General features: G+C 69.6%; 15 protein-coding genes. 7 read left to right on the forward strand and 8 right to left on the reverse strand.

Annotated elements, in window-relative coordinates:
- Positions 1-3 precede the first annotated feature (3 nt).
- A complete protein-coding gene (locus GGG17_RS06180; protein WP_195849137.1) occupies positions 4-600 on the forward strand; it encodes a DUF2231 domain-containing protein in 597 nt (198 codons plus the stop codon).
- A gap of 103 nt (positions 601-703) precedes the next feature.
- On the opposite strand, the gene GGG17_RS06185 is transcribed toward GGG17_RS06180, so the two are convergent.
- Genes GGG17_RS06185 through GGG17_RS06195 form a run of 3 tightly spaced genes read right to left on the reverse strand, consistent with a single transcriptional unit; the run spans position 704 to position 3,431 of the window.
- Positions 704-1,765, reverse strand: coding sequence for an NAD(P)/FAD-dependent oxidoreductase (locus tag GGG17_RS06185; protein WP_311966466.1), 1,062 nt, complete (start codon positions 1,763-1,765; stop codon positions 704-706).
- Positions 1,766-1,824: 59 nt separating this feature from the next.
- The gene (locus GGG17_RS06190) at positions 1,825-2,349 is read right to left on the reverse strand and encodes an isoprenylcysteine carboxyl methyltransferase family protein (RefSeq protein WP_154592880.1); all 525 of its coding nucleotides are present in this window, start codon (positions 2,347-2,349) and stop codon (positions 1,825-1,827) included.
- A complete protein-coding gene (locus GGG17_RS06195) occupies positions 2,346-3,431 on the reverse strand; it encodes a type III polyketide synthase (RefSeq protein ID WP_311966467.1) in 1,086 nt (361 codons plus the stop codon). Before GGG17_RS06195 ends, GGG17_RS06190 begins: the two co-directional genes overlap by 4 nt.
- Positions 3,432-3,476: 45 nt before the next feature.
- Between GGG17_RS06195 and GGG17_RS06200 the strand changes: the two genes are divergently transcribed.
- The 5 genes from GGG17_RS06200 (at position 3,477) to GGG17_RS06220 (ending at position 11,139) form a co-directional block, all read left to right on the forward strand.
- Positions 3,477-4,385 (forward strand): UbiA family prenyltransferase, encoded by a 909-nt coding sequence (locus tag GGG17_RS06200; protein ID WP_154592881.1) that lies wholly within the window; start codon positions 3,477-3,479, stop codon positions 4,383-4,385.
- A gap of 145 nt (positions 4,386-4,530) precedes the next feature.
- Entirely contained in the window at positions 4,531-4,671 is a 141-nt protein-coding gene (locus GGG17_RS06205) for a hypothetical protein (RefSeq protein ID WP_154592882.1), read from the forward strand.
- Positions 4,672-4,748: 77 nt separating this feature from the next.
- Positions 4,749-7,409 carry a glutamate--cysteine ligase gene (locus GGG17_RS06210; RefSeq protein ID WP_195849138.1) on the forward strand — a complete coding sequence of 887 codons (2,661 nt, stop codon included), beginning with the start codon at positions 4,749-4,751 and terminating at the stop codon, positions 7,407-7,409.
- Complete coding sequence (locus GGG17_RS06215) at positions 7,409-9,199, forward strand: N-acetylglutaminylglutamine amidotransferase (RefSeq protein WP_154592883.1); 1,791 nt, start codon at positions 7,409-7,411, stop codon at positions 9,197-9,199. The genes GGG17_RS06210 and GGG17_RS06215 overlap by 1 nt, the downstream gene beginning before the upstream one ends.
- Positions 9,199-11,139 carry an alpha/beta hydrolase family protein gene (locus tag GGG17_RS06220; RefSeq protein ID WP_154592932.1) on the forward strand — a complete coding sequence of 647 codons (1,941 nt, stop codon included), beginning with the start codon at positions 9,199-9,201 and terminating at the stop codon, positions 11,137-11,139. The genes GGG17_RS06215 and GGG17_RS06220 overlap by 1 nt, the downstream gene beginning before the upstream one ends.
- On the opposite strand, the gene GGG17_RS17105 is transcribed toward GGG17_RS06220, so the two are convergent.
- On the reverse strand, positions 11,069-11,299 hold the full coding sequence (locus GGG17_RS17105) for a fatty acid desaturase (protein WP_311966468.1): 231 nt from the start codon (positions 11,297-11,299) through the stop codon (positions 11,069-11,071). The genes GGG17_RS06220 and GGG17_RS17105 overlap by 71 nt on opposite strands.
- 361 nt (positions 11,300-11,660) lie before the next feature.
- On the opposite strand from GGG17_RS17105, the gene GGG17_RS06230 reads away from it, so the two are divergent.
- Positions 11,661-11,891 (forward strand): DUF8548 family protein, encoded by a 231-nt coding sequence (locus GGG17_RS06230; protein WP_230082736.1) that lies wholly within the window; start codon positions 11,661-11,663, stop codon positions 11,889-11,891.
- A gap of 61 nt (positions 11,892-11,952) precedes the next feature.
- On the opposite strand, the gene GGG17_RS06235 is transcribed toward GGG17_RS06230, so the two are convergent.
- The 4 genes from GGG17_RS06235 to GGG17_RS06250 form a co-directional block, all read right to left on the reverse strand.
- Positions 11,953-13,731 carry a DUF262 domain-containing protein gene (locus GGG17_RS06235; RefSeq protein WP_154592884.1) on the reverse strand — a complete coding sequence of 593 codons (1,779 nt, stop codon included), beginning with the start codon at positions 13,729-13,731 and terminating at the stop codon, positions 11,953-11,955.
- Positions 13,732-14,205: 474 nt separating this feature from the next.
- Entirely contained in the window at positions 14,206-15,414 is a 1,209-nt protein-coding gene (locus tag GGG17_RS06240; protein WP_154592885.1) for a GIY-YIG nuclease family protein, read from the reverse strand.
- A complete protein-coding gene (locus GGG17_RS06245; RefSeq protein WP_311966469.1) occupies positions 15,411-17,396 on the reverse strand; it encodes a DEAD/DEAH box helicase in 1,986 nt (661 codons plus the stop codon). The genes GGG17_RS06240 and GGG17_RS06245 overlap by 4 nt, the downstream gene beginning before the upstream one ends.
- Positions 17,393-20,110 (reverse strand): DNA methyltransferase, encoded by a 2,718-nt coding sequence (locus tag GGG17_RS06250; RefSeq protein WP_311966470.1) that lies wholly within the window; start codon positions 20,108-20,110, stop codon positions 17,393-17,395. The genes GGG17_RS06245 and GGG17_RS06250 overlap by 4 nt, the downstream gene beginning before the upstream one ends.
- Positions 20,111-20,248: the final 138 nt, after the last annotated feature.

Raw genomic sequence — 20,248 nt, forward strand, 5'->3', positions numbered from 1 at the left:
CTCATGACCAGCGAGACCGTCCGCGACCAGCCGACCACCCGACCCCGCACGCCGCTAGCCGCACCCGTGCACGCCATCGAGAGAGCCACCGTCCTCGACCCCGTCGTGACCGTGGGTGACCGCGTCTCAGGCGCGATCGTCGCCGACGACCTGCGGCGCCGGGTGCTCCAGGGCGCCTGGCTCGGCCACGCGCTGCACCCCCTGCTCGTCGAGGTGCCCATGGGCACGTGGATGAGCGCGAGCCTGCTCGACCTCGCCGGCGACGACGACTCGCGCGACGGGGCCCGCCTGCTGACGGGCGTCGGCGTGCTGGCGGCCGTGCCGGCCGCGCTGTCGGGCTGGTCGGAGTATGCCGAGACCGACACCCGCTCCCGTCGCGTCGGGGTGGTCCACGCCATCGCCAACGGCGCCGGTGCCGGGCTGCAGGTCGCGTCGTGGGTGGCGCGTCGCAACGGCCGGCACCGGCTCGGCGCGGCCCTGGGGCTCGTCGCCCTCGGCGCCGTGGGGGCGGGCGGCTTCCTCGGCGGGCACCTGGCGGCGGCGCGCAAGGTCGGCACGCACGACCCCTCGTTCATCCCCGAGCAGCCCTACCTGAGCTAGTCACGTCGGCCCGCGTGCGCTCCCCCGACCGATGTGACGGCCTCACGTGCATCGTCAGGCGATGATCGAGGGCCCGCGTGCTCGGGGCCAGCGTGGACTGCAGCTAGCCCGAGGAGGCCACGACCCGGACGGCCGAGCGGTACGCCCACGGGACGCACGCAGCGGCCGTGACCAGGTGCCGTCGCACGACCGTCGAGCGCGTGGCCACCACGAGGCTGCTCGTCAGCGCGCGGGCGGGCATTCCGATGGCGTGCCACCGGGCCTCGTAGCCCCGGGCGTCGCCGACCGCGACGCACTCGACCGCCGCCCTCGCCTGTCTCCACCCGAGCGTCAGCCCCTCACCCGTCAGCGCGTCCACGTAACCGGCGGCGTCGCCGGCCAGCAGCACCCGTCCGGCGACGCGGTGGGCCGCGCGCTGTCGTAGCGGCCCCGCCCCGCGCACCTCGTCCAGCGGTGCGGCGGCCTCGAGACGGCTTGCGAGCCAGGGCATCTCGACGAGCTGCTCGGAGAATCCCCCGACGCAGGCGGTCAGCACGGCCACCCCCACGACGTCGTCCGCGACGGGCGTGACATAGGCCTCGCACGACCGGCCCCAGTGCACCTCGACGTGGTCCGTCCACGGCGCGACCCGGTAGTGCCGTCGCAGCCCGCGCCTCCGCGGCGCCCGCGACGGACGGTCGAGCCCGAGCAGCCGTCGCGTCGGCGAGAGCAGCCCGTCGGCCGCCACCACGTGCCCGGCGCGCACCTCGCCTCCCCCGGCCAGCCCCACCGTGACCCCCCCGTCGTCCTGAGCCAGGTCCACGACTCGATCCTGCACCTGCCGTATGCCGTCCCCCGCCGCCTCCGTGGCCCGGGTCAGGGCGGCGTGCAAGGTCGTGCGGCGCACGCCGAGCCCAGGCTGCGGCCCGACCGGTGCGTCGGCAGATGGGCCGCGTCCGTCGAGGGCACTGCCGTCGACGTACCGGATGCCCCGGATCGGGTGGCCGTCCGGGTGGACCCCGAGAGCCGCGAGCTCGGCCACGCCGGCCGGCATGATGCCCTCGCCGCAGGCCTTGTCCACCGGTGACAGGCGGGGCTCGACGACGACGGCGCTCATCCCGAGCCGCGCCGCGTGCAGAGCCGCGACCAGCCCGACCGGTCCGCCGCCGACGACGACCAGATCCACGTCCGCCCTGGCGTGAGCGTCGGCCCCGGTGCCTGGCGTTCGGGGGTCCCTCGCCACCGTCAGGCCGTCTCGTGCAGCGTGCGCAGCGCCTGCTCCTCGACCCGGATGCGGCGAGCCAGCAGCGCTGCGTTGGCGATCGTGAACCCCGCTGCGGTCCACCGGGATCCGTGCGCCATCGGCAGGGCGACGCCCTCGACGACGACGGCGACGTAGTTGGGGTGGTCGAGCCAGCGGTAGGGGCCGCCCGTGACCCGGGTGGCGCCGGGCACGACGATCACGCGCGTGTTCCACTGCGGACCGAGGGTGCGGATGCACCACCACCGCAGCGCCTGGGCCGCCCCGACACCGGCGAGGGCGACCCATCCCCCGCGTCCGAACCTCCGCTGGCCCCAGTGCATCTCGGCGAGGCACGCCCCGAGCAGCCCGGTGTGCAGGGCCACCATGGCCGGGTAGTGCTCGCGCCCCACCTCGTGCCCACCCTGGGCGAGGGACCAGGCGGCGTTGCGGCGCGACACCACCAGCTCCGCGAGGCGCTCGGCCGCGACGGCGGCGACCAGTCCGGCATACGCGGTCTGGCTCCTCATCGGGCGTCCTCAGGGGCCCGCAGCAGGACCATCTCGAGGCAGAACCCCGGGCCCATCGCGAGCAGCATCCCCAACGACCCGGGCCGGGGCGGGCGGGTGCGGAGGGTGTCGGCGAGGACGTGGAGCACCGACGCCGAGGACAGGTTGCCGATCGCTGCGAGGGAGTCCCAGGTGACGCCGAGGGCGTCGCGGGGGACCTCGAGCGCGTCCTGCATGGCCTCCAGGACCTTGGGGCCGCCGGGGTGGGCGACCCACCACTCGATGTCGTCCCGCGTGAGGTCGTGCAGCGCGAGGAAGCCGTCGACGTCGTCGCGCACGTGCGAGCGCACGAGCTCGGGCACCTCGACGCCCAGCACGATCCGCAGCCCGGTGGCCCCGACGTCCCAACCCATCGCGCGCTCGGTGTCGTCGTAGAACCGCGACCGGGTGTCCAGCACCTGCGGCCGCGTGGACGGGCCCGCCGGGTCTGCCGGCGGCCGTCGGTCCGCGCCGACCATCACGACCGCGGCGGCGCCGTCGCCGAAGAGCCCGCTGGCCACCATGTTGGCGGGAGTGGTGTCCTCGCGCTGGACCGTCAGGCTGCACATCTCGGCCGCGACCAGCACGGCCACGTGGTCCGGGTGACCGACGAGGTGGTCGTGCACGCGGGCGATGCCGGCCGCCCCGGCGACGCAGCCGAGACCGACGAGCGGGACCCGACGGACGTCGGGACGCATCCGCAGGCGGGCAGCGATCCGGGCGTCGATCGAGGGCACCGCCAGGCCGGTCACGGTCGCGCTGACGAGCAGGTCCACGTCGCGCGGCGCGAGACCGGCGTCGGCCAGGGCCGCCTCGACGGCTTCGCACCCGAGGTCGACGGCGGCCTCGATGAAGACGTCGTTGGCCTCGCCGAAGTCCGCCAGTCGCGCGTAGCGCTCGAGCGGCATGGCCAGGTGACGGGTGCGCACGCCCGCGTTGGCGTGCACCTGCTCGAGCATGCGGCGGCGAGGACCAGACGCGGCGCCGGTGAACTCCGCCACCGCGGCGGTGATCTCGTGCTGCGGATAGGTGTGGGTCGGCAGCACGCCGCGGACGGCGACCACCGAGCTGGGCCGTCCGTGCCTCGGTCCGGGGCCTACCGTGGGCTCATGCCCCGTTCCGTCCTGCGCCTGCTGGCGGCCACGTGCCACCCCGGCCCCACCGTCGTCGTGACCGGGCTCGCCACCGCCCTCGCCGCGGGCTGCGGCCTCCCCCGCCGGCGGGTCCTGCTGGTGGGCGCGACCGTCCTGTCCGGTCAGCTGACGATCGGGTGGGGCAACGACCTCGTCGACGCCGGGCGGGACCGGGTCGCGGGGCGCGTCGACAAGCCGCTCGCGAGCGACCCCGCCGCTGCGCGGGTGGTCCGCAGGGCCCTCGGAGTGGCCACGGGTGCCTGTCTGCTCCTGTCGGGCAGGTGCGGTGGTGCTGCCGGAGTCGTCCATGTGGTCCTCGTCGTCGGGTCGGGCTGGGCATACAACGCTGGTCTCAAGCGCTCGACCGCCTCGATCCTGCCGTATGCCGTGGCCTTCGGGGGGCTTCCGCACGTGCCGCATCTGACCAGAGGTGGTCCCCGCCACGGGCCGGCGCCGTTGTGGCAGACGGTCGCCGGCGCGCTTCTCGGCTGCTCCGCCCACCTGCTGAACGTCCTGCCCGACCTGGACGACGACGCCGCCACCGGGGTGCGCGGCTACCCGCACCGGTGGTCGCCTGCGTCGCTGCGGGCCCAGGCCGTGGCCGGGCTGGCCGGCGCCCAGCTCGCCGTGCTGGCCGGGGCGCGCCCACCCGCCCGACCCGCACGCGTCGCGGTGGGGCTCGGGGCTGCGCTCGCGGTCGGCGTCCTCGGCGGTGGTGGCAAGGCGCCGTTCTGGTGCGCGGCCGGGATGGCCGTCTGCGACGTGGCGCTGTGGGCGGTGGCGGGGCGAGGATGCGCCGGAGGCACCCCACCGTCGTGGGCGCCACCACCATCGACAGCTCCAGCAGCTGCGCCATCACCAGCAGGACGAGGAGAGATCGCATGAGGTTCACCCAGAGCGGCGGTCAGTCCGCCCCCGGGCCGCAGGACTGGTTCACCGGCACGGTCTACATCGACGGGATCCGCAACCCGGACAAGCAGTCCGCGGTGGGCTGCGCGCACGTGCGGTTCACGCCGGGCGCCCGCACCGCGTGGCACTCCCACCCCAAGGGCCCAGCGCCCCCGACGGGTCGCTGCGCTGCCTGGTCCTGGAAGTGCGCGACGGACTCGTCCGCACCGTCCAGCTCCACGGCAACCCGGCCAAGCTCGGTGCCCTCGACCGGCCGGCATGAGCCGACCCGCGCCCGCGGGACGCAGGCCGACACGACTTCGCAACGCGCCCGCAACATGAGCGTGGAAGCCTCACGCCATGGACAGCTCACGACCCAGCGGGCAGGCCCAGACCCGGCAGTCCCCCCAGACGACGCAGACGTCGCAGCCGCGGACCCGGCCGATCCGCAGGCTGGGGGTCGAGGAGGAGTTCCACGTCGTCGACCTGACCACGCGCCGGCTCGCCGCCAAGGCCCCCGAGCTGCTCGAGGCGCTGGCCGACCGCACGGAGTACGTCGCCGAGCTCCAGCAGTGCGTCGTCGAGGTCAACTCGGCCGTCGTCACCGACCTGGACGAGCTGCGCGACGAGCTGCTCCGCTGCCGGGAGGGCCTGGTGCAGGCGGCGACGCCGCTGGGGCTCGGGATCGTGGCGGCCGGCTCCCTGCCGCTGTCGGCACCCGACGAGATCGACGTGACCGAGACCCCGCGCTACCGGCGCATGCTGGCGGACTACCAGCTCCTCACGCGCGAGCAGCTGATCTGCGGCTCGCAGGTGCACGTCGACGTGGCCGACCTCGACGAGGCCTGCCTGGTCGCCGAGCACGTGGCCCCCGACCTGCCCCCGCTGCTGGCGCTGTCCGCGTCCTCCCCCTACTGGTCGGACGGGGACGACACGGGCTATGCCAGCGTGCGGAGCCTGGTGTGGAGCCGCTGGCCCACGACGGGCCTGTCGAGCGGGGCCCGCTCCGCCGCCGAGTTCGACCGGCTGGTGGCCAACCTCGTCGACACGGGCGTGATCAGCGACCCGGGGATGATCTACTTCGACGTCCGGCCGGCCGCGCGCATCAGCACGATCGAGCTGCGGATCTGCGACAGCTGCCCCTCCACCGACACGATCGTGCTGGTCGCCGGCCTGTTCCGGGCCATGGTGGACCGGGCCGTCGAGACGATCGCTGCGGGCGTCCCCCCGCTCGACCTGGCCCCCGTCGTCGGCCGCGCCGCGTCCTGGCGGGCGGCGCGCTCGGGGCTCGAGGGCGACCTCGTCGACCTGCGCTCGGGCCGCACCGCCCCGGCCCCCGAGATCATCCGCGACCTCGTCGCCTCGCTGGAGCCGTGGCTGCGGGCCAACGGCGACTGGGAGCTCGTCGACGGGCTGACCACGGCCGCCCTGCTGCGCGGCAGCTCCGCCGCCCGCCAGCGCCGGGCGCGCCGCCGCCGGGGCCGGCTCACGGACGTCGTCGACCAGCTCATCGCCGAGACCGCCCGTGGCGTCGCGGCCCCGGTCGACGGCACCGAGGACCTGCTCGAGTCCTACCGGCCCCGCGAGGGGGCGGCCCCCGCGGCCTACGACGAGGCCGTCGACGAGACCGGTGCACCGCGCCCGCCGTATGCCGACGTGGTCGCCGCCTTCCAGCGGCTGGGGACCCGGGGGCTGCGCCAGCGCGACTACGCGATCGTCGACCTGCAGCGCGCCGACGGCGTAACCTTCCGCCTGCGCGACCAGCCGCAGCCCCAGGTCTTCCCCGTCGACCTGATCCCCCGCATCGTGTCCGCGTCCGACTGGGAGCACATCAGCGCCGGCGGCGAGCAACGGGCGCGGGCGCTCGACGCCTTCCTGCGCGACTGCTACGGCGAGGGCGCGATCTTCGCCGACGGCGTGATGCCCCGCGAGCTGCTGGACCGGGCGCCGGGCTACCGCTCCAGCGGGCGCCTCGGCGGGCCGGGCGTCCGCAACCACGTCAGCGGCCTGGACCTGGTCAGCGACGGACCCGGACGCTGGCGGGTGCTCGAGGACAACCTGCGCGTGCCGTCCGGGGTCGGCTACGCCATCGCTGCGCGCGCCCTGATGCGCCGGTTCGTGCCCGAGGTGTTCCCCCGCGGCATACGGCCCGTCCGTCCCGTCCCCGAGCTGCTGCGCGACACGCTGTCCGCCGCCGCGCAGGGGGGCGCCGCCGAGCCCGGCGAGATCGCCATCCTCTCCTCGGGCCCCACCGACTCCGCGTGGCCCGAGCACACCGGGCTGGCCGAGGCGATGGGCGTCGACGTGCTCACCCCGAGCCAGGTGTGGTTCGAGGACGGGCGCCTCATGCGGCGGCGGGCCGGACGACCGGCCCAGGTGCGCGTGGCCTACCTGCGCATGGACGAGGACCTGCTGCTGTCGGCGGGAGGCCGCGACGGCCAGCCTCTGGGCGCCGGGGTCATCGAGGCGCTGCACCGGGGCACCCTGACGCTGGCCAACGCCCTCGGCAACGGGGTGGGCGACGACAAGGCCGTCTACACCTTCGTGCCGCACATGGTCCGCTACTACCTGGGCGAGGAGCCGATCCTGGACCAGGTCCCCTCCTGGCTGTGCGCCGACGCGGACTCCCGCGAGCACGTCCTTGGCCACCTGGGCGAGCTCGTCACCAAGCCGATCGACGGGCACGGCGGGCTCGGGGTGCTCATCGGGCCGGACGCCACGTCCGCCCAGGTCGCCGAGCGGCGGCGCGAGATCCTCGCCAACCCCGAGCGCTACATCGGGCAGGAGCTGGTCGACCTGTCCACGCACCCGACCTTCGACGGCAACGCCCTGCGGCCGCGGCACGTGGACCTGCGGGTGTTCGTGCACCTGCGGCGGCGCAGCGGCACCCGCGAGACGGAGGCGATCTCGATGCCGGCCGCGCTGAGCCGGTCCGGGGCCGAGGGCAGCAGGATCGTCAACTCCTCGGCGGGTGGCGGCAGCAAGGACACGTGGATCATGACGGACGGGGAGGAGCGCTGATGTGCGGCATCTGCGGTGAGGTCAGGTTCGGCGAGCGAGGTGCTCGGCCCGCGGACGTCGCGGCGGTCGAGACGATGACCGAGGCGATGGTCGCGCGCGGTCCCGACAACGGCGGGGTCTGGGCCCAGGGGCGGGTCGCCCTGGGGCACCGGCGCCTGTCGATCATCGACCTGTCGCCCCGCGGCTCCCAGCCGATGGTCGACGCCGAGCTCGGCCTGTCGATGGTGTTCAACGGCTGCATCTACAACTACCAGGAGCTGCGCGCCGAGCTCGAGGGTCACGGCTACCGCTTCTTCTCGCACGCCGACAGCGAGGTGATCATCAAGGCCTACCACCGCTGGGGGCCGGACTGCGTCGAGCACCTGACCGGCATGTTCGCCTTCGCGATCACCGACGTCGACACCGGCGTGCTCACCCTGGCCCGGGACCGGCTCGGGATCAAGCCGCTCTACCTCTCGCGCCGCGGCGACCGGCTGCGCTTCGCCTCGTCGCTGCGCGCGATCGTCGACGCCGGCGACGTGGACGTGTCGCTGGACCGGGTCGCGCTGCACCACTACCTGTCCTTCCACTCCGTCGTGCCCGCGCCCCGCACGATGTTCGCCGGCATCCAGAAGCTCCCGCCCGCCACCGTCCGGACCTACCAGCCCGACGGCCGCTACACGGACCGCGTCTACTGGGAGCCGTCGTTCACCCGCTGCGAGGACCGCGCCGACTGGGACGCCCGCGACTGGGGCGACGCGCTGCTGGACTCCCTGCGCACCGCCGTCGAGCGACGCATGGTCGCCGACGTGCCCGTGGGGGTGCTGCTGTCCGGTGGCTTCGACTCCAGCCTGGTCGTCGCGCTGCTCGCCGAGCGGGGGCAGCAGGACCTGCAGACCTTCAGCATCGGCTTCGACTCGGCCGGGGGCGAGTCCGGCGACGAGTACTCCTACTCCGACCTGATCGCCGCCCGCTACGGCACCGACCACCACAAGATCCACGTCGACACCAGCCGCCTGCTGCCGGCCGTCCCCGGCACCCTCGCGGCGATGAGCGAGCCGATGGTCAGCCACGACTGCATCGCGTTCTACCTGCTCTCCCAAGAGGTCTCGCGGCACGTCAAGGTCGTGCAGTCGGGCCAGGGCGCGGATGAGGTGCTCGGGGGCTACGACTGGTACCCCCCGCTCCTGGACGTCCCCCGCGACCGGACGACCGAGGCCTACCGCCGGGTCTTCTTCGACCGCAGCCACGACGCCGTGGGCGCCCTGCTGCACCCGGACTACCGACTCGACCACGACCCGAGCTGGGCCTTCGCCGCCGCCCACCAGGCCGCCCCCGGCGCGGACACCTCCGTCGACGCCGCCCTGCGCTTGGACACGCAGGTCATGCTGGTCGATGACCCGGTCAAGCGGGTGGACACGATGACGATGGCCTGGGGCCTCGAGGGCCGGGTGCCCTTCCTCGACCACGACTTCGTCGAGCTGGCCGGCTCCTGCCCGCCCGAGCTCAAGCTCGCCGGGGGCGGCAAGGGGGTCCTCAAGGACGCCGCCCGGTCGATCCTGCCGGTCGAGGTCATCGACCGCACCAAGGGCTACTTCCCCGTCCCCGGCATCCGCCACCTCGAGGGCGAGGTGCTCGAGCTGGTCCGCGACACCCTCGGCTCGTCGGCGGCGCTCGACCGCCACGTCTTCGACACCGACGTGCTCGACCGGCTGCTCGCCGATCCCAACACGACCCGCACGACCCTCGGCTCCAACGAGCTGTGGCAGCTCGCGACCCTGGAGCTGTGGCTCCAGACCTTCCGACCGTGATGGAGCTCTCCGGCCGCCCCACCCACGGGGCGTCCGTCGCCCCCGACGGCCGTGCCCTGGCGCACGTCGTCGACGTCGATGGCTATCCCCGAGCTGTGCAGCGCTTCCTCGAGGGGGCGCGCGCCGGCACCTGGCGGCCCGTCCGGCTGCCGGTCGACGGACCGGTCACCCGGGTGCGGCACTCTCCCGACGGTCTGTGGCTGGCCTGCCAGGTCGCGCCGTATGGCGGGTACCGCTCCCAGGTGTGGGTCGTCACGACCGACCCCGGCGACCCGCAGGCGTGGCGCGCCGACGACGATCGCGACGGGTCGGCGGAGCTCGTCGGCTGGGACGGCGCGCGGATCCAGGTCACCGCCGAGCTGGAGGACGGCTCCGGCGAGTCTCGGCTGGTCGACCCGCAGACGCTCGGTGTCGAGGTCGTCGACCGGCGTCCCGAGGGCCGGTTCGTCGACTCGTGGGGCGGCGCGTCGTTGGTGCGGGTGGGCGGTCGCGGCAACCGGTCGCTGCGCCTGCTGTGGGGCGGCGAGGACACCGCGCTGCTGCGCCCGGACCCCGGCTCGGTCACGGACGCCGCCGCGATCCTCGACGACCACCGTCCCCGGCGCCTGCCGTCACGATCGGGCTGGTCGGAGCGGCTGCCCCCGCATACCTCGTGCCCGTCGGAGAGCCGCGAGGGCTACCTGCGCGTCGTGGTCCGCACCGACGTCGGGGGCGACCGGCAGCGGCTGGCGCTGCTCACGGTGACCGGCCGCGGCGTCTCGGAGCGGGTCCTGATGGCTCGTCCGGACGCCGACGTCGAGGAGTTCTGCGTCAGCGAGGACGGCACCCGCGCCGCGGTCCTGTGGAACGTCGACGGCGGCCGCAGCGAGCTCGCCCTCGTCGAGCTGGTCGACGGCACCGTCCAAGAGGCCATCCCCCTGCCCGGATGGGTCGCGACCGAGCCGAGCCTCAGCGCCGACGGCTCGATCCTGGCCCTGACGGTCGAGAGCCCCGACCGGGACCGGTGCGTCGAGATCCTCGACCTGCGCACCCGCAGCTGGGTCTCGCAGGCGTGGGTCGATGTCGACGGCGCCACCCGCGACCCGCAGGCCGTCCTGCCGGAGCTGCTTCACACCACGACGCGTGACGGCACGGAGGTGTCGTCCTGGTGGCACCCGGCGCAGGACCGCCCGGTCGACGGGGGCGGGCCGGTCGTCATACACCTGCACGGCGGACCCGAGGGCCAGGAGCGGCCCGGCTGGTCGCACCTGTATCCCGTGCTCCTGCGGGTCGGCATCTCGGTCTGCGCCCCCAACGTCCGCGGGTCGGGAGGCTTCGGGCGGGCCTACTCCCACGCCGACGACGTCGGTCTGCGCTGGCGGGGCGTCGACGACGTCGAGGACGTCGTGGCGGACCTCGTCGCGCGCGGCCTCGCCGACCCGGACCGGGTGGCGTGCGTGGGCTGGTCGTATGGCGGCTACCTGACCCTCTCGTGCCTGGCGGCTCGACCCGGGCTCTTCGCAGCCGGGGCGAGCATCGCGGGGATGAGCGACCTCGGCACGTTCTACGCCACCACCGAGCCGTGGATCGCGCGGGCCGCCCTGCCGAAGTACGGCCACCCCGTCCACGACGCCGAGCTGCTGCGGACCATCTCGCCGCTGCGGCTGGCCGACCGGATCGACGCGCCCGTGCTGCTGGTGCACGGCGCCCACGACACCAACGTCCCGCCGAGCGAGTCGCAGCAGCTCGCCAAGGCGGTGCAGGCGGCGGGCGGGACCGCGCGCTGCGAGATCGTGCCCGACGAGGGCCACGAGATCGTCCAGCCCGCCCGGCGTCGCGCGGCGGCCGAGCTGGTCCGGGACTGGACGCTGGCGGCCTTCGCCGCGGCGGTCAGCCCTGCCGGTGCGCCGTCACGAACGGGCAGGCGAACGGGTCCCGGTCACCCAGCCCCACCCGGTTGAGGTGCCGCACGACGATGCCATAGGACTCGAGTAGCCCGGCCTCGGTGTAGGGGACGGCGTGCTCGGCGCAGTGGGCGCGGACGAACGGCGCCCGGCGCAGGTTGCCGCTCGGCATGCTCGGGAACAGGTGGTGCTCGACCTGCAGGTTGAGGCCGCCCATGAGCCAGTCCACGGCCGGCCGCCGCGGATGTTGCGCGAGGTCAGGACCTGGCAGGAGAGGAAGTCGATCCTCGTGCCCCGCGGGACCAGCGGCATCCCCTTGTGGTTGGGGGCGAAGGTCGCGCCCATGTAGATGCCGAAGACGGCGAGCTGCACGGCGAGGAAGGCTGCACCCAGGCCCGGCCCGAGCAGGGTGAGGACCAGGCCCGGGAGCACGGCCAGCCGGATCGTCAGGAGCACGGCCTCGGTCCCGCGGTGGCTGAGCTCGCGGTCCTGGACGACGGTGCGGACCGCGTCGGCGTGCAGGCTGAGGCCCTCGAGGGTGAGCAGGGGAAAGAAAACTGCCGAGCCAGCGCTCCGGTGTGACGTACTCCTACCTGCTGCTGCTCGCGGGCCTGCCGTCGGTGAAGCCGGACCGCATGGTCCTGAGGTTCTTGCAGCAGGCGCTTGGAGCCGACGCGACGCTCACCACCAACCACGCGGTCGAGTTGGTCATGGCTGCCGCGCAGGAGCTCGAGGTCAGCCCGCGAACCTTGGACCACGTCATCTGGCGGGCGGCGTCAGGTCGAGAACTGACCGATCAGACTCCGTGAAGTCGCCCAGGACGACCACGTCCCGGTGAGGGCGGCGGATCTGATGGGGCGACGCGGCGCATTAGGCTAGCGGGAACCGCTCGATCACCCTTTCAGCCAACACCTTGGTCCGGGCCTCGATGTCGTCAGCTGTCCACGACTCCCGTGCCGCCAGCTCGGCGTTGAGCGAGAGGCCGTTCTTGTAACCGATGTATCGACCCTTGGAGTCCCGTCTGTCGCGCTTCTCGATGAAGGACTTGTTGCCGAGGTTGCTGTTGTAGGCCGTGACGGTGAGGTTGCCGAGCCGGTGCCGGTGTTCTTCTTGCACCTGGGCTGCGACCTCTTTGCCGCCGAGCATCGCCTGCCAGGCTGCCGGCAGGTTCTCGCCCTGCGGGAGGATGTGCTCGATGGTCCAGACGAAGTGGTTCTTCTCCTGACGCCACAGGTCGACCTTCGTCTCCTTGGTCATGGCGTCCTCGGCCAACGTGGTCAGCACGAACCGGGCCACGTCGGTGTTCTCTTCGTAGATGCGGCCGAGAAGGCGAGTCCGGAACTCGTCGTCGGACGCTGATACGGCGCTCAGCTTCTCGCCGACGAGCTTGAGCACGTCGTCGCCGCGGGCGTCGCCGACGGCGTCGATGGTCGTCATGAAGAGCTTCGCCAGCGCGTACGTGGGCGGATAGCCAGTCAGGTTGCGGCGAACGAAGAAGCTTGTGAGGCGGTCAGCAACGGCTTCGACCTGGGCGTCGCTGAGCTCCAGTTCTTCCTGCTTCGTCATGAGCCACATCAGGAGGACATAGGACGGCGCGCCCTGGGCGCGCATGAGCCGCTGGAAGGCCCGGTCGAGGGACGTCGGCTGGTCGAGCTCCAGGACGCAGTTAATGCGGCCGTAGATCTTGCTCGCCTCGACGAGTGCGTCGACGACCTTTTTGAGGTCCTGCTCGAGGAGCTTCTCGTAGATGCGGATCAGGTTGGATTTGGTGGCGACGGAGGCGTTGGGCACATCAGGCAGCTCCGCCTTGAAGGCGTTGTAGTAGTGCCTCAGGAAGCGCTCCTGGGTGGAGTAGCTGTCGCCCAGGCTCGTCAGCATGTCGTTCCAGTGCTTGAACGCCTGGTCGACGTTCATGATCTGCTTCTTCTCGGACTCGGCCAGGAGGTGGTTCTTGATCAGGTCGACGGGCGAGAGCGGCATGCCGCGGTTGTTAAGGGACTCAAAGAGGACGAAGGCATCCGCGTGGCTGGCAACCTCGATCTTCACGATGACCGCCTGCAGAGCCGCCTCGTGCACCCGAAGCGCAGCCTTCGTCTCTGTCAGCCCCTCCGTCTCGGCCAGCTTCAGGATGGCGGATCGGAAGTAGCGGTAGCACTTGGCGATCCGCCGGCTGGGGTAGTACGGCTTCCACTCGCCTTCAACGGGCAGTCCGGCGTCCTCGAGCGTCTTGAGGTAGTCGAAGAGATTGTGCCCTTGCTTCTGCGGTGTTACTCGCGGCTGCTGGTCAGCCTTGCGCACCAGCTGGCGGCCGAGGTTCGTGACGTCCGTCCGGGTGTCGTCGTCGAGTTCGTCGATGTGCTCCTTGAGCACGGAGTAGACCGCAGCGAGGAGCAGGGTCAAGGTCGTCAGGCGCTGTTGGCCGTCGACCACGTGGAGGATGTTGCCCTCTAGCGTGTCGGTCGTCTGGTCGAGAGTGATGATCGTGCCCAAGAAGTGGGCGCCGTCGGCCTCGATCAGGTCCTCGAACAGGTCCTCCCACTGAGCCTTGTACCAGGAGTACTCGCGCTGGTACGGCGGGATCCGGTACAACACGTTGCCCTCATGGCTGAAGAGCGTGTGTACCGGGTACTGGTTCGCTGACTTGATCAAGAGACACCTCCGACTCGCCGATGATGCCCAAGACTGTCAGAACACCGACACCTCCGCCGCGTCGCGCGCGGGGTGCCCCGTGGCCTGCTGTTTCCGGTGTCGCATCGGACGAACATGCGTCGACGCCGTTGCTCTGGCACGTCGGCGCGGCGATGATGGAAGGGCATCCGACGTGAAGCGAGGGGTCATGGCGATCAAGGTCACTCCGGACCAGGTCGACAACGCGAAGTTGCTCATGGCCTTGGACAGGGCTGACGGGCGGACCAGCGCCGAATGGATCGTTCGCCTCGCGAACGCAAAGCCAGCAGGAGTCTGGCCGTTCGGCGACGTGGCGGAGGCGCCGGCGGCAGTGCCTCCTCGATGGTTCCGGCGGTGGAGGCGGAACCACCCTCGGTAACCGCCCTCTAGACGACACCCGGCTGGGCTGTGCCCGGCCTGGCTGTGAGGCTTTGCGCGACAGGCGCAGACACGATCTCAGTCGTCCGCGTGACTGGCAGGGGCACGGGAGACGAGTCGTTCAGCCGATCGGTCGTATACGACGTTGACGATGTCTCCGGAGATGATCAGGTCGATCGCCTGGTCGATGACCGTGCAGGGGACCACGTACCACTCCGCCGGGTCGTAGCTTCGACCCTTTTGGTCGGCCTGGGTTAGGTTCAACCGCACCTCTGCGAAGACCCGATGCAGGAGGTTCTCAAGCGCTGAGGCCCTGGTGTTGTAGGTCCGGTAGCTGGCGACGACCTCCACCGGGGCCATGAGATACGTCGGTGACTTCTCGGCGTTCTTGATCCGCGCCTCGACCGAGCCGCGCGTGAAGCCGATCTTGTGCAGGTGGTTGAGCTCGGCGATCTGCGGATCAGAGCTGAGGGACCGGAGGACGTAGATGTAGCCACTTACCTCGTCATCGTCGAGGATCTCGGGAACCTCGGCCTGCACGACGACTTGGCCGTCCTCGTCGCTCAGTCGGATCGCCAGGGACTGCCGGTACATCGACGACTCCGTGCCGTTCTCAAAGATGCAACGGAGCCGCTCGCGCTTGTTCTCGCGCGCTGTTGACTTCTTGTACTCCGTCTCGCCGACCTCGGCAATGAACAGCATGACCCCGTTCAGGACGAAGAAGGCTCCCGGAACGATCTGTGCCATGCCCGAGTACGGCAGCAGCTTGCTCGCCCCTGCTCGAAGCTCAACATGCTTCTGTTTGAACAGCGGCTCAAACTGCTCAAAGTCCTTTGATTTCTCCCGACGGGCGACGTCACCGCTGTCGTGCACCTGGCGGCGCACCGGCAGGTCTGACACGTCCAGCAGCCCCGACTCATCGCCGAGCAGGTCGAGGTCGTCGTCGCCAAGCAGGTCGTCAATCGACTCGGGTGCTTCCGGTGCCTCCAGCAACCCGAACTCGTCCAAGTGCTTGAGCGCCGTGATCTTCTCCTCGTTCGCCAGGATCCCGTCAAGACGGGCACCAAGCTTCCGTTCGGCGATCTCGCGGGTGGTGGAGTCCGGCACGCGGCCCTGAGTGCGTCGGAACTCGACAACTTCTAGAAAGGCTCGCTCAAGCCGATCGGTATGGGTGACCTTGGCCTGCTTCACGGGTGCGTCGAGCAGGCCGTCGACGTCTGAGTCCAGCAGGTCGTCGAGGCTAGCCGGGGCGGCCGCTTCCGCCTCGAGTGCATCTTCGGGGCTCATGCCTCGTCCACCATCTCGGTCTCGCGCTGGGCGGCCTGGCGCTCCTGCTTCTTCCTCTGAAGGAACAGCAGGATCTCCGCGTGCCGCTTCTCGGTCGGGTCGTCAGAGCGCACGTTCGGCTTCCGGTTGTTCACCTTGGCCCACTGCTGGATCTTCGGCCATGCAGCCAGTGCTTCCTCCTCGGTGATCTCCACCCGGGTCGCTGTGATGGCATCGGAGATGATCCGCAGGACCGACGGTGTGACCGACTTCGACATGACCTCGAAGGCCCGCTGGAAAGGGTTGACCGAGTCGATCAGGTTGATGTTGATGTCGTCGATGTTCACGAACTTCTCAGACATCCGGATGAACCGCTTGTCGCCGACCTGCCGGACCTCGCCGTTCTTGATCACCGAGTCCACGACCACCTGCTGGCGCAGCTCCTCGACCTGCGTCTCGTCGAGGTCGGGGTACCGCTCGCGGATGATCTTGGGGATCAGCACCTTGTTGGTCGTCTCCGGGTCGACTGAGCCGGCCGCCGCTTTCGCGAAGGTGTCGTCCTGCAGGATCGTGGCCTTGAGGTCGTTGAGGTCCGTCTCGACGATCTGCTTGACCCGCGGCGATGACGGTTCCTTGAAGCCCTTGATCTTGATCACACCGGGCGGCGTGGCGTCCTCGTCACCGGTGCGCTTGGTCTTGAACTCGAAGTTCTGGGCGAGCACCTGCTCCATCAGCAGCGATGCGGTGATCGCCTTGAGCATGTTGTTCACCGAGACCTTGACCTCGGCCTGGGAAGCGTCCGGCTCGGCGATGAGGTTGGTGAACTGGGCATGGTCCTTGCCGGGCGAGTCGCGGGTGACGCGACCGATGATCTGGATGACCTCGGTCAAGGAGGCGCGGTAGCCGACGGTCAGGGCATGCTCCGCGTACGGCCAGTCGAAGCCCTCCTTGGCCATGCCGAGCGCAAGGATGACATCGACGGCGCCACGATCCTTCGAGGCGACCGTCGACAGGTAGTGCAGCGTGTCCGCGCGCTTCTTCTGGTCGGTGTCGTCGACGAGGTCGGCGAGGCGCAGCATGGCACCGGTGTCTGCCCGGCGGATGGTGATGATGCCCGTGTCGCTGTCGGTGGACTCGACGTGGCCGATCGAGTCGATGATGAAGCCGACCTCCTCGATCTTGTCCTTGGTGGACTCGCCCGAGTTTACGTTCGGGATGTGGATGATCGTCTTCTTGTCCAAGTCGAAGACTTCGCTGATCGCGTCGGTATAGCGGCCTTGGTAGAAGTGGTGGCCGATGCCGAGCGAGTGCAGGTGCTCGTAGCCGTTGAGCTGGTCGTAGTAGTTGAACGTCACCGGCGTGAACCGGGCCTCGTCCTCGGCGGAGAGCACGGGCACCGAGTCACCACGGAAGTACGAACCGGTCATCGCCACGATGTGCACGTCGGAGCCGTTCATGACCTCACGCAGCAAGGCTCCGAGGCGGCTGGACTCGGTGTCGGCCGAGACATGGTGGAACTCGTCGATCGCGAGGACAGTGCCGTTGAAAGCATCGGGAGCAAGCTTCTCGAAGGCGAACCGCAGGGTCGCGTGGGTGCAGATCAGGATGGCGTCGGGACCGTTGAGAAAGTCGATGAACGCGCCCACTTTGCCTTGGGACGAGCCCGGGTCGCACAGGTTGTGCTCGGGCTTGACCTCCCAGTCGGCGAAGAACCCGAACTGAGTCAGACCCGTCGAGGCGAAGGAACCGCCGATCGAGCGCTCCGGCACGGCGACGATGATCTTCTTGCGGCCTTGGTTGTAGAGCTTGTCGAGGCCGACGAACATCAGTGCCCGCGACTTGCCCGAGGCCGGCGGGGCCTTGATCAGCAGATGCTGCGCGTCGCGCTTAGCGAAGACACGCTGCTGCATCTCGCGCATGCCCATGGGGTCGACGTTGACCGACGCGCCTGTCTGGGCGTAGGTCACATCGACGATGTTGATCGGCTTCTTGGTCGCGTTCACTTGCGTGCACCTCGGGTTTTCTTCACCGGAGCCTTGGCGGCCTCCTCGGCAATCATGGCCTCATACATAGCGAAGAGGTCCGACAGCCGCTGCTCGTCCGTCTCGTAGCCGCGCTTCGAGTAGATCGAGTCGACCAGTACGTCGACGTCGGCGTGCGCCTGTCGGAGGTCGTCCGGCATGAGCTCCGGGTCGTAAAGTTCCGCCAGCGTTCGCTCGCAGTGGTACTCGCGTACATCAAGGACCCGCAGCGCTGCAACGGTGAGCTCCTCCTTCGTTGCCTCCGAGAGCGGCGGGACGGGGAAGTTGTTATAGACGATGGTGTTCGAATAGCGGTAGTCAGTCTTCAGCTGGCCACCCACTGAGCGGACCCACGTCATGTGCATGGCGGAGGTCAGCACGCCGAATAGCCACGGCTCGGCGTCGTACACGGCGAATGCGGCGTTCGAGATTACTGTGTCGGGTCCGACGTAGCCGAATGGAATGTATGCACGCCGGGCGGAGGAGACGCTGGGAACAATGATTGAGTCCGTCGGCTTGTAGCTAATCTGCACGAACCGGTGCGGCTGGGCGGCATAGGCAGCAGTGCTACCAGCCTTACTCTCCGAACGCTCGCTAGCAACGAAAGAGAGTCGTGCAGCGATGTCCGGGATCTCCCTGGCCGCGCTGGCTGAGAGATCCGTGATCCATAGGCAGTATCGCTCACCGTCATTGATCGCCTCAGAAGATCCTATGTAGCGCTTGATGAACTGCGCGCTCTCCGGATCGTTGTCGATCATCTGCGATCGTTCGCTTGGCGAGAGGATGAGTCCACCACTATCACGCGGCATCGACCCGAACACCATATCTGGACGTGCGGCACCCAGGGGGACCTTACGTCGCTCGATCACGACATCCGCGCCGTCGGCCAAGTAGCCGTTGATATTTGACACGGCGATCTGCAGATCGTCCGTGTAGATGAACTTTTGACCAGGTCGCGCAGAGCGAAGATTGATCACCGCAACGGTAACCCCAGCATTGCGCTTCGCGTTGTTCTCCCACTTGAACGACGTGTATGCATACCCGATCTCGATGCCCTTGGCAAAGATCATCGGGAACATCAGTCCGACGTGCTCTCCCTGAGATACCGAGTTGGTAGTTACGAACGCTAGCTCCGCCCGTGTGCCCTGGATGAAGTCCGCGCCCTTGACGAACCATAGTGCGATGTAGTCCAAGTTCTTGTCGAATGGGCGTCGACCGAAAACGAAAGGGAAGTCTGCCTTCATATCGGTGGTCTGCGCCTTCGCACCCTTGTAGGGCGGGTTGCTGATCAGGTAGATCTCGCTGCCGTCATTCGGGCAGACTGCATTCCAATCAACTCGAGTGGCGTTCCCTGCTTGGATCTGACCGGCCTCCCTGAGCGGGATCAGCGGGATCGACACGTTGAACTTCTCTTTGAACTCGCTGTTCATCTGGTGCTTGGCGATCCAGAGCGAGAGGATCGCGACCTCGACGGCGAAGTCGTCGATCTCGATGCCGTAGAAGTTCTCGATGTTGATCTTCGACTCGGCGAACAGCACCTGGTGCTTCGGGGAGAGCTCAGCGAGGCGCTCCAAGATCGCGTGCTCGACCTTGCGCAGTTCCTTGTAGGCGATGACGAGGAAGTTGCCGGAGCCACAGGCGGGGTCGAAGACCTTGATCTCGCTGATCCGCTCCAGCAGTGCCTCGAGCTTCTTGACGCTGTCGAAGCCGGCGTCCAGCTGGTCTCGGATGCCGTCGAGGAAGAGCGGCTCGATCGTCTTGAGGATGTTCGGCACCGACGTGTAATGCTGACCGAGGTCCGAGCGGGTGCCGGGCGCCACGATCGCCTGGAACATCGAGCCGAAGATGTCGGGGTTGATCTCGCTCCAGTTGAGCGTGCCGAGCTCGATCAGCCGGTCGCGAGCCGCCTTGGTGAACCTTGGCACGGTGAGTCCGACGCTCATCGTGAACAGTCGACCGTTGACATAGGGGAACGCCGCCAGGTGCTTGGGCTTGTCCGCCGGGTCCTCGGTGTCCAGGGCCGTGAAGAGGTCGGTGAGGAAGTCGTGGACGTCCGACCCGTCGGGCTGGGTGTGAGACCCGACCGCATTGGTGAACTGGGTCTCGGTGAAGATGCCGGTGTCCTCAGCGAAGAAGCAGAACAGCAGCCGGGTGAAGAAGACGTTGAGAGCGTGGCGCCCCTGCACCCCATCCATCACGCCGGGGTTGGCCGCGAGGAGCTCGTCAAAGAGCTTGCCCATCCGCTCAGCCGCCTTGACGTCGGCGTGGGCCTCGGACACGTACTGGGCCTTCTCCATGCCCGCCCAGGGCAGGAAGAAGGTGAAGTGCTGGTCGATGTCCCGGATGGGGATCATCAGGTTCTCGCCGGTCTTGGTGTCGACCGCCAGCAGCTCGTCGTAGTCGGTGACGATGACGAACCGGGTGCTATACCGCACCACCGCCGGGGAGGTCTTGAGCTCGTCGATGACGGCGAGGGGGTCCTCGGTCGTCTCCTTGAAGTAGACGACGTTCTTCTGCGCAACCTCGCTGCCGGGGTCCGCGGCGATGTTCAGGGAGCCGTTGCGCAGGCGGGTGACGTTGCCCTGCGGCTTCCCGTACGCCAGGAGCAGCTCGAAGATGAGCTCTCGGTCGTAGGACTCGCGGCCGCCGAGCGGTGCGACCCGCTCCTCGATGGCCTTCAGGTTGAGCCGCGCCACACCAGTCCCTTCGTCAAGCATCCGATCGTGCACTGGCCACTCTAAAGTCGTGTGTCGGTCGCGTTCAGGAGGCGCTCCCCCACGGTAGCCCGCTTGACCGCATCGCCCGGTGACGGCGCTACCGTTGAGGCAAGCGAA

This window comes from Arsenicicoccus cauae, assembly GCF_009707125.1.
In the GTDB taxonomy this organism is placed as follows: domain Bacteria; phylum Actinomycetota; class Actinomycetes; order Actinomycetales; family Dermatophilaceae; genus Arsenicicoccus; species Arsenicicoccus cauae.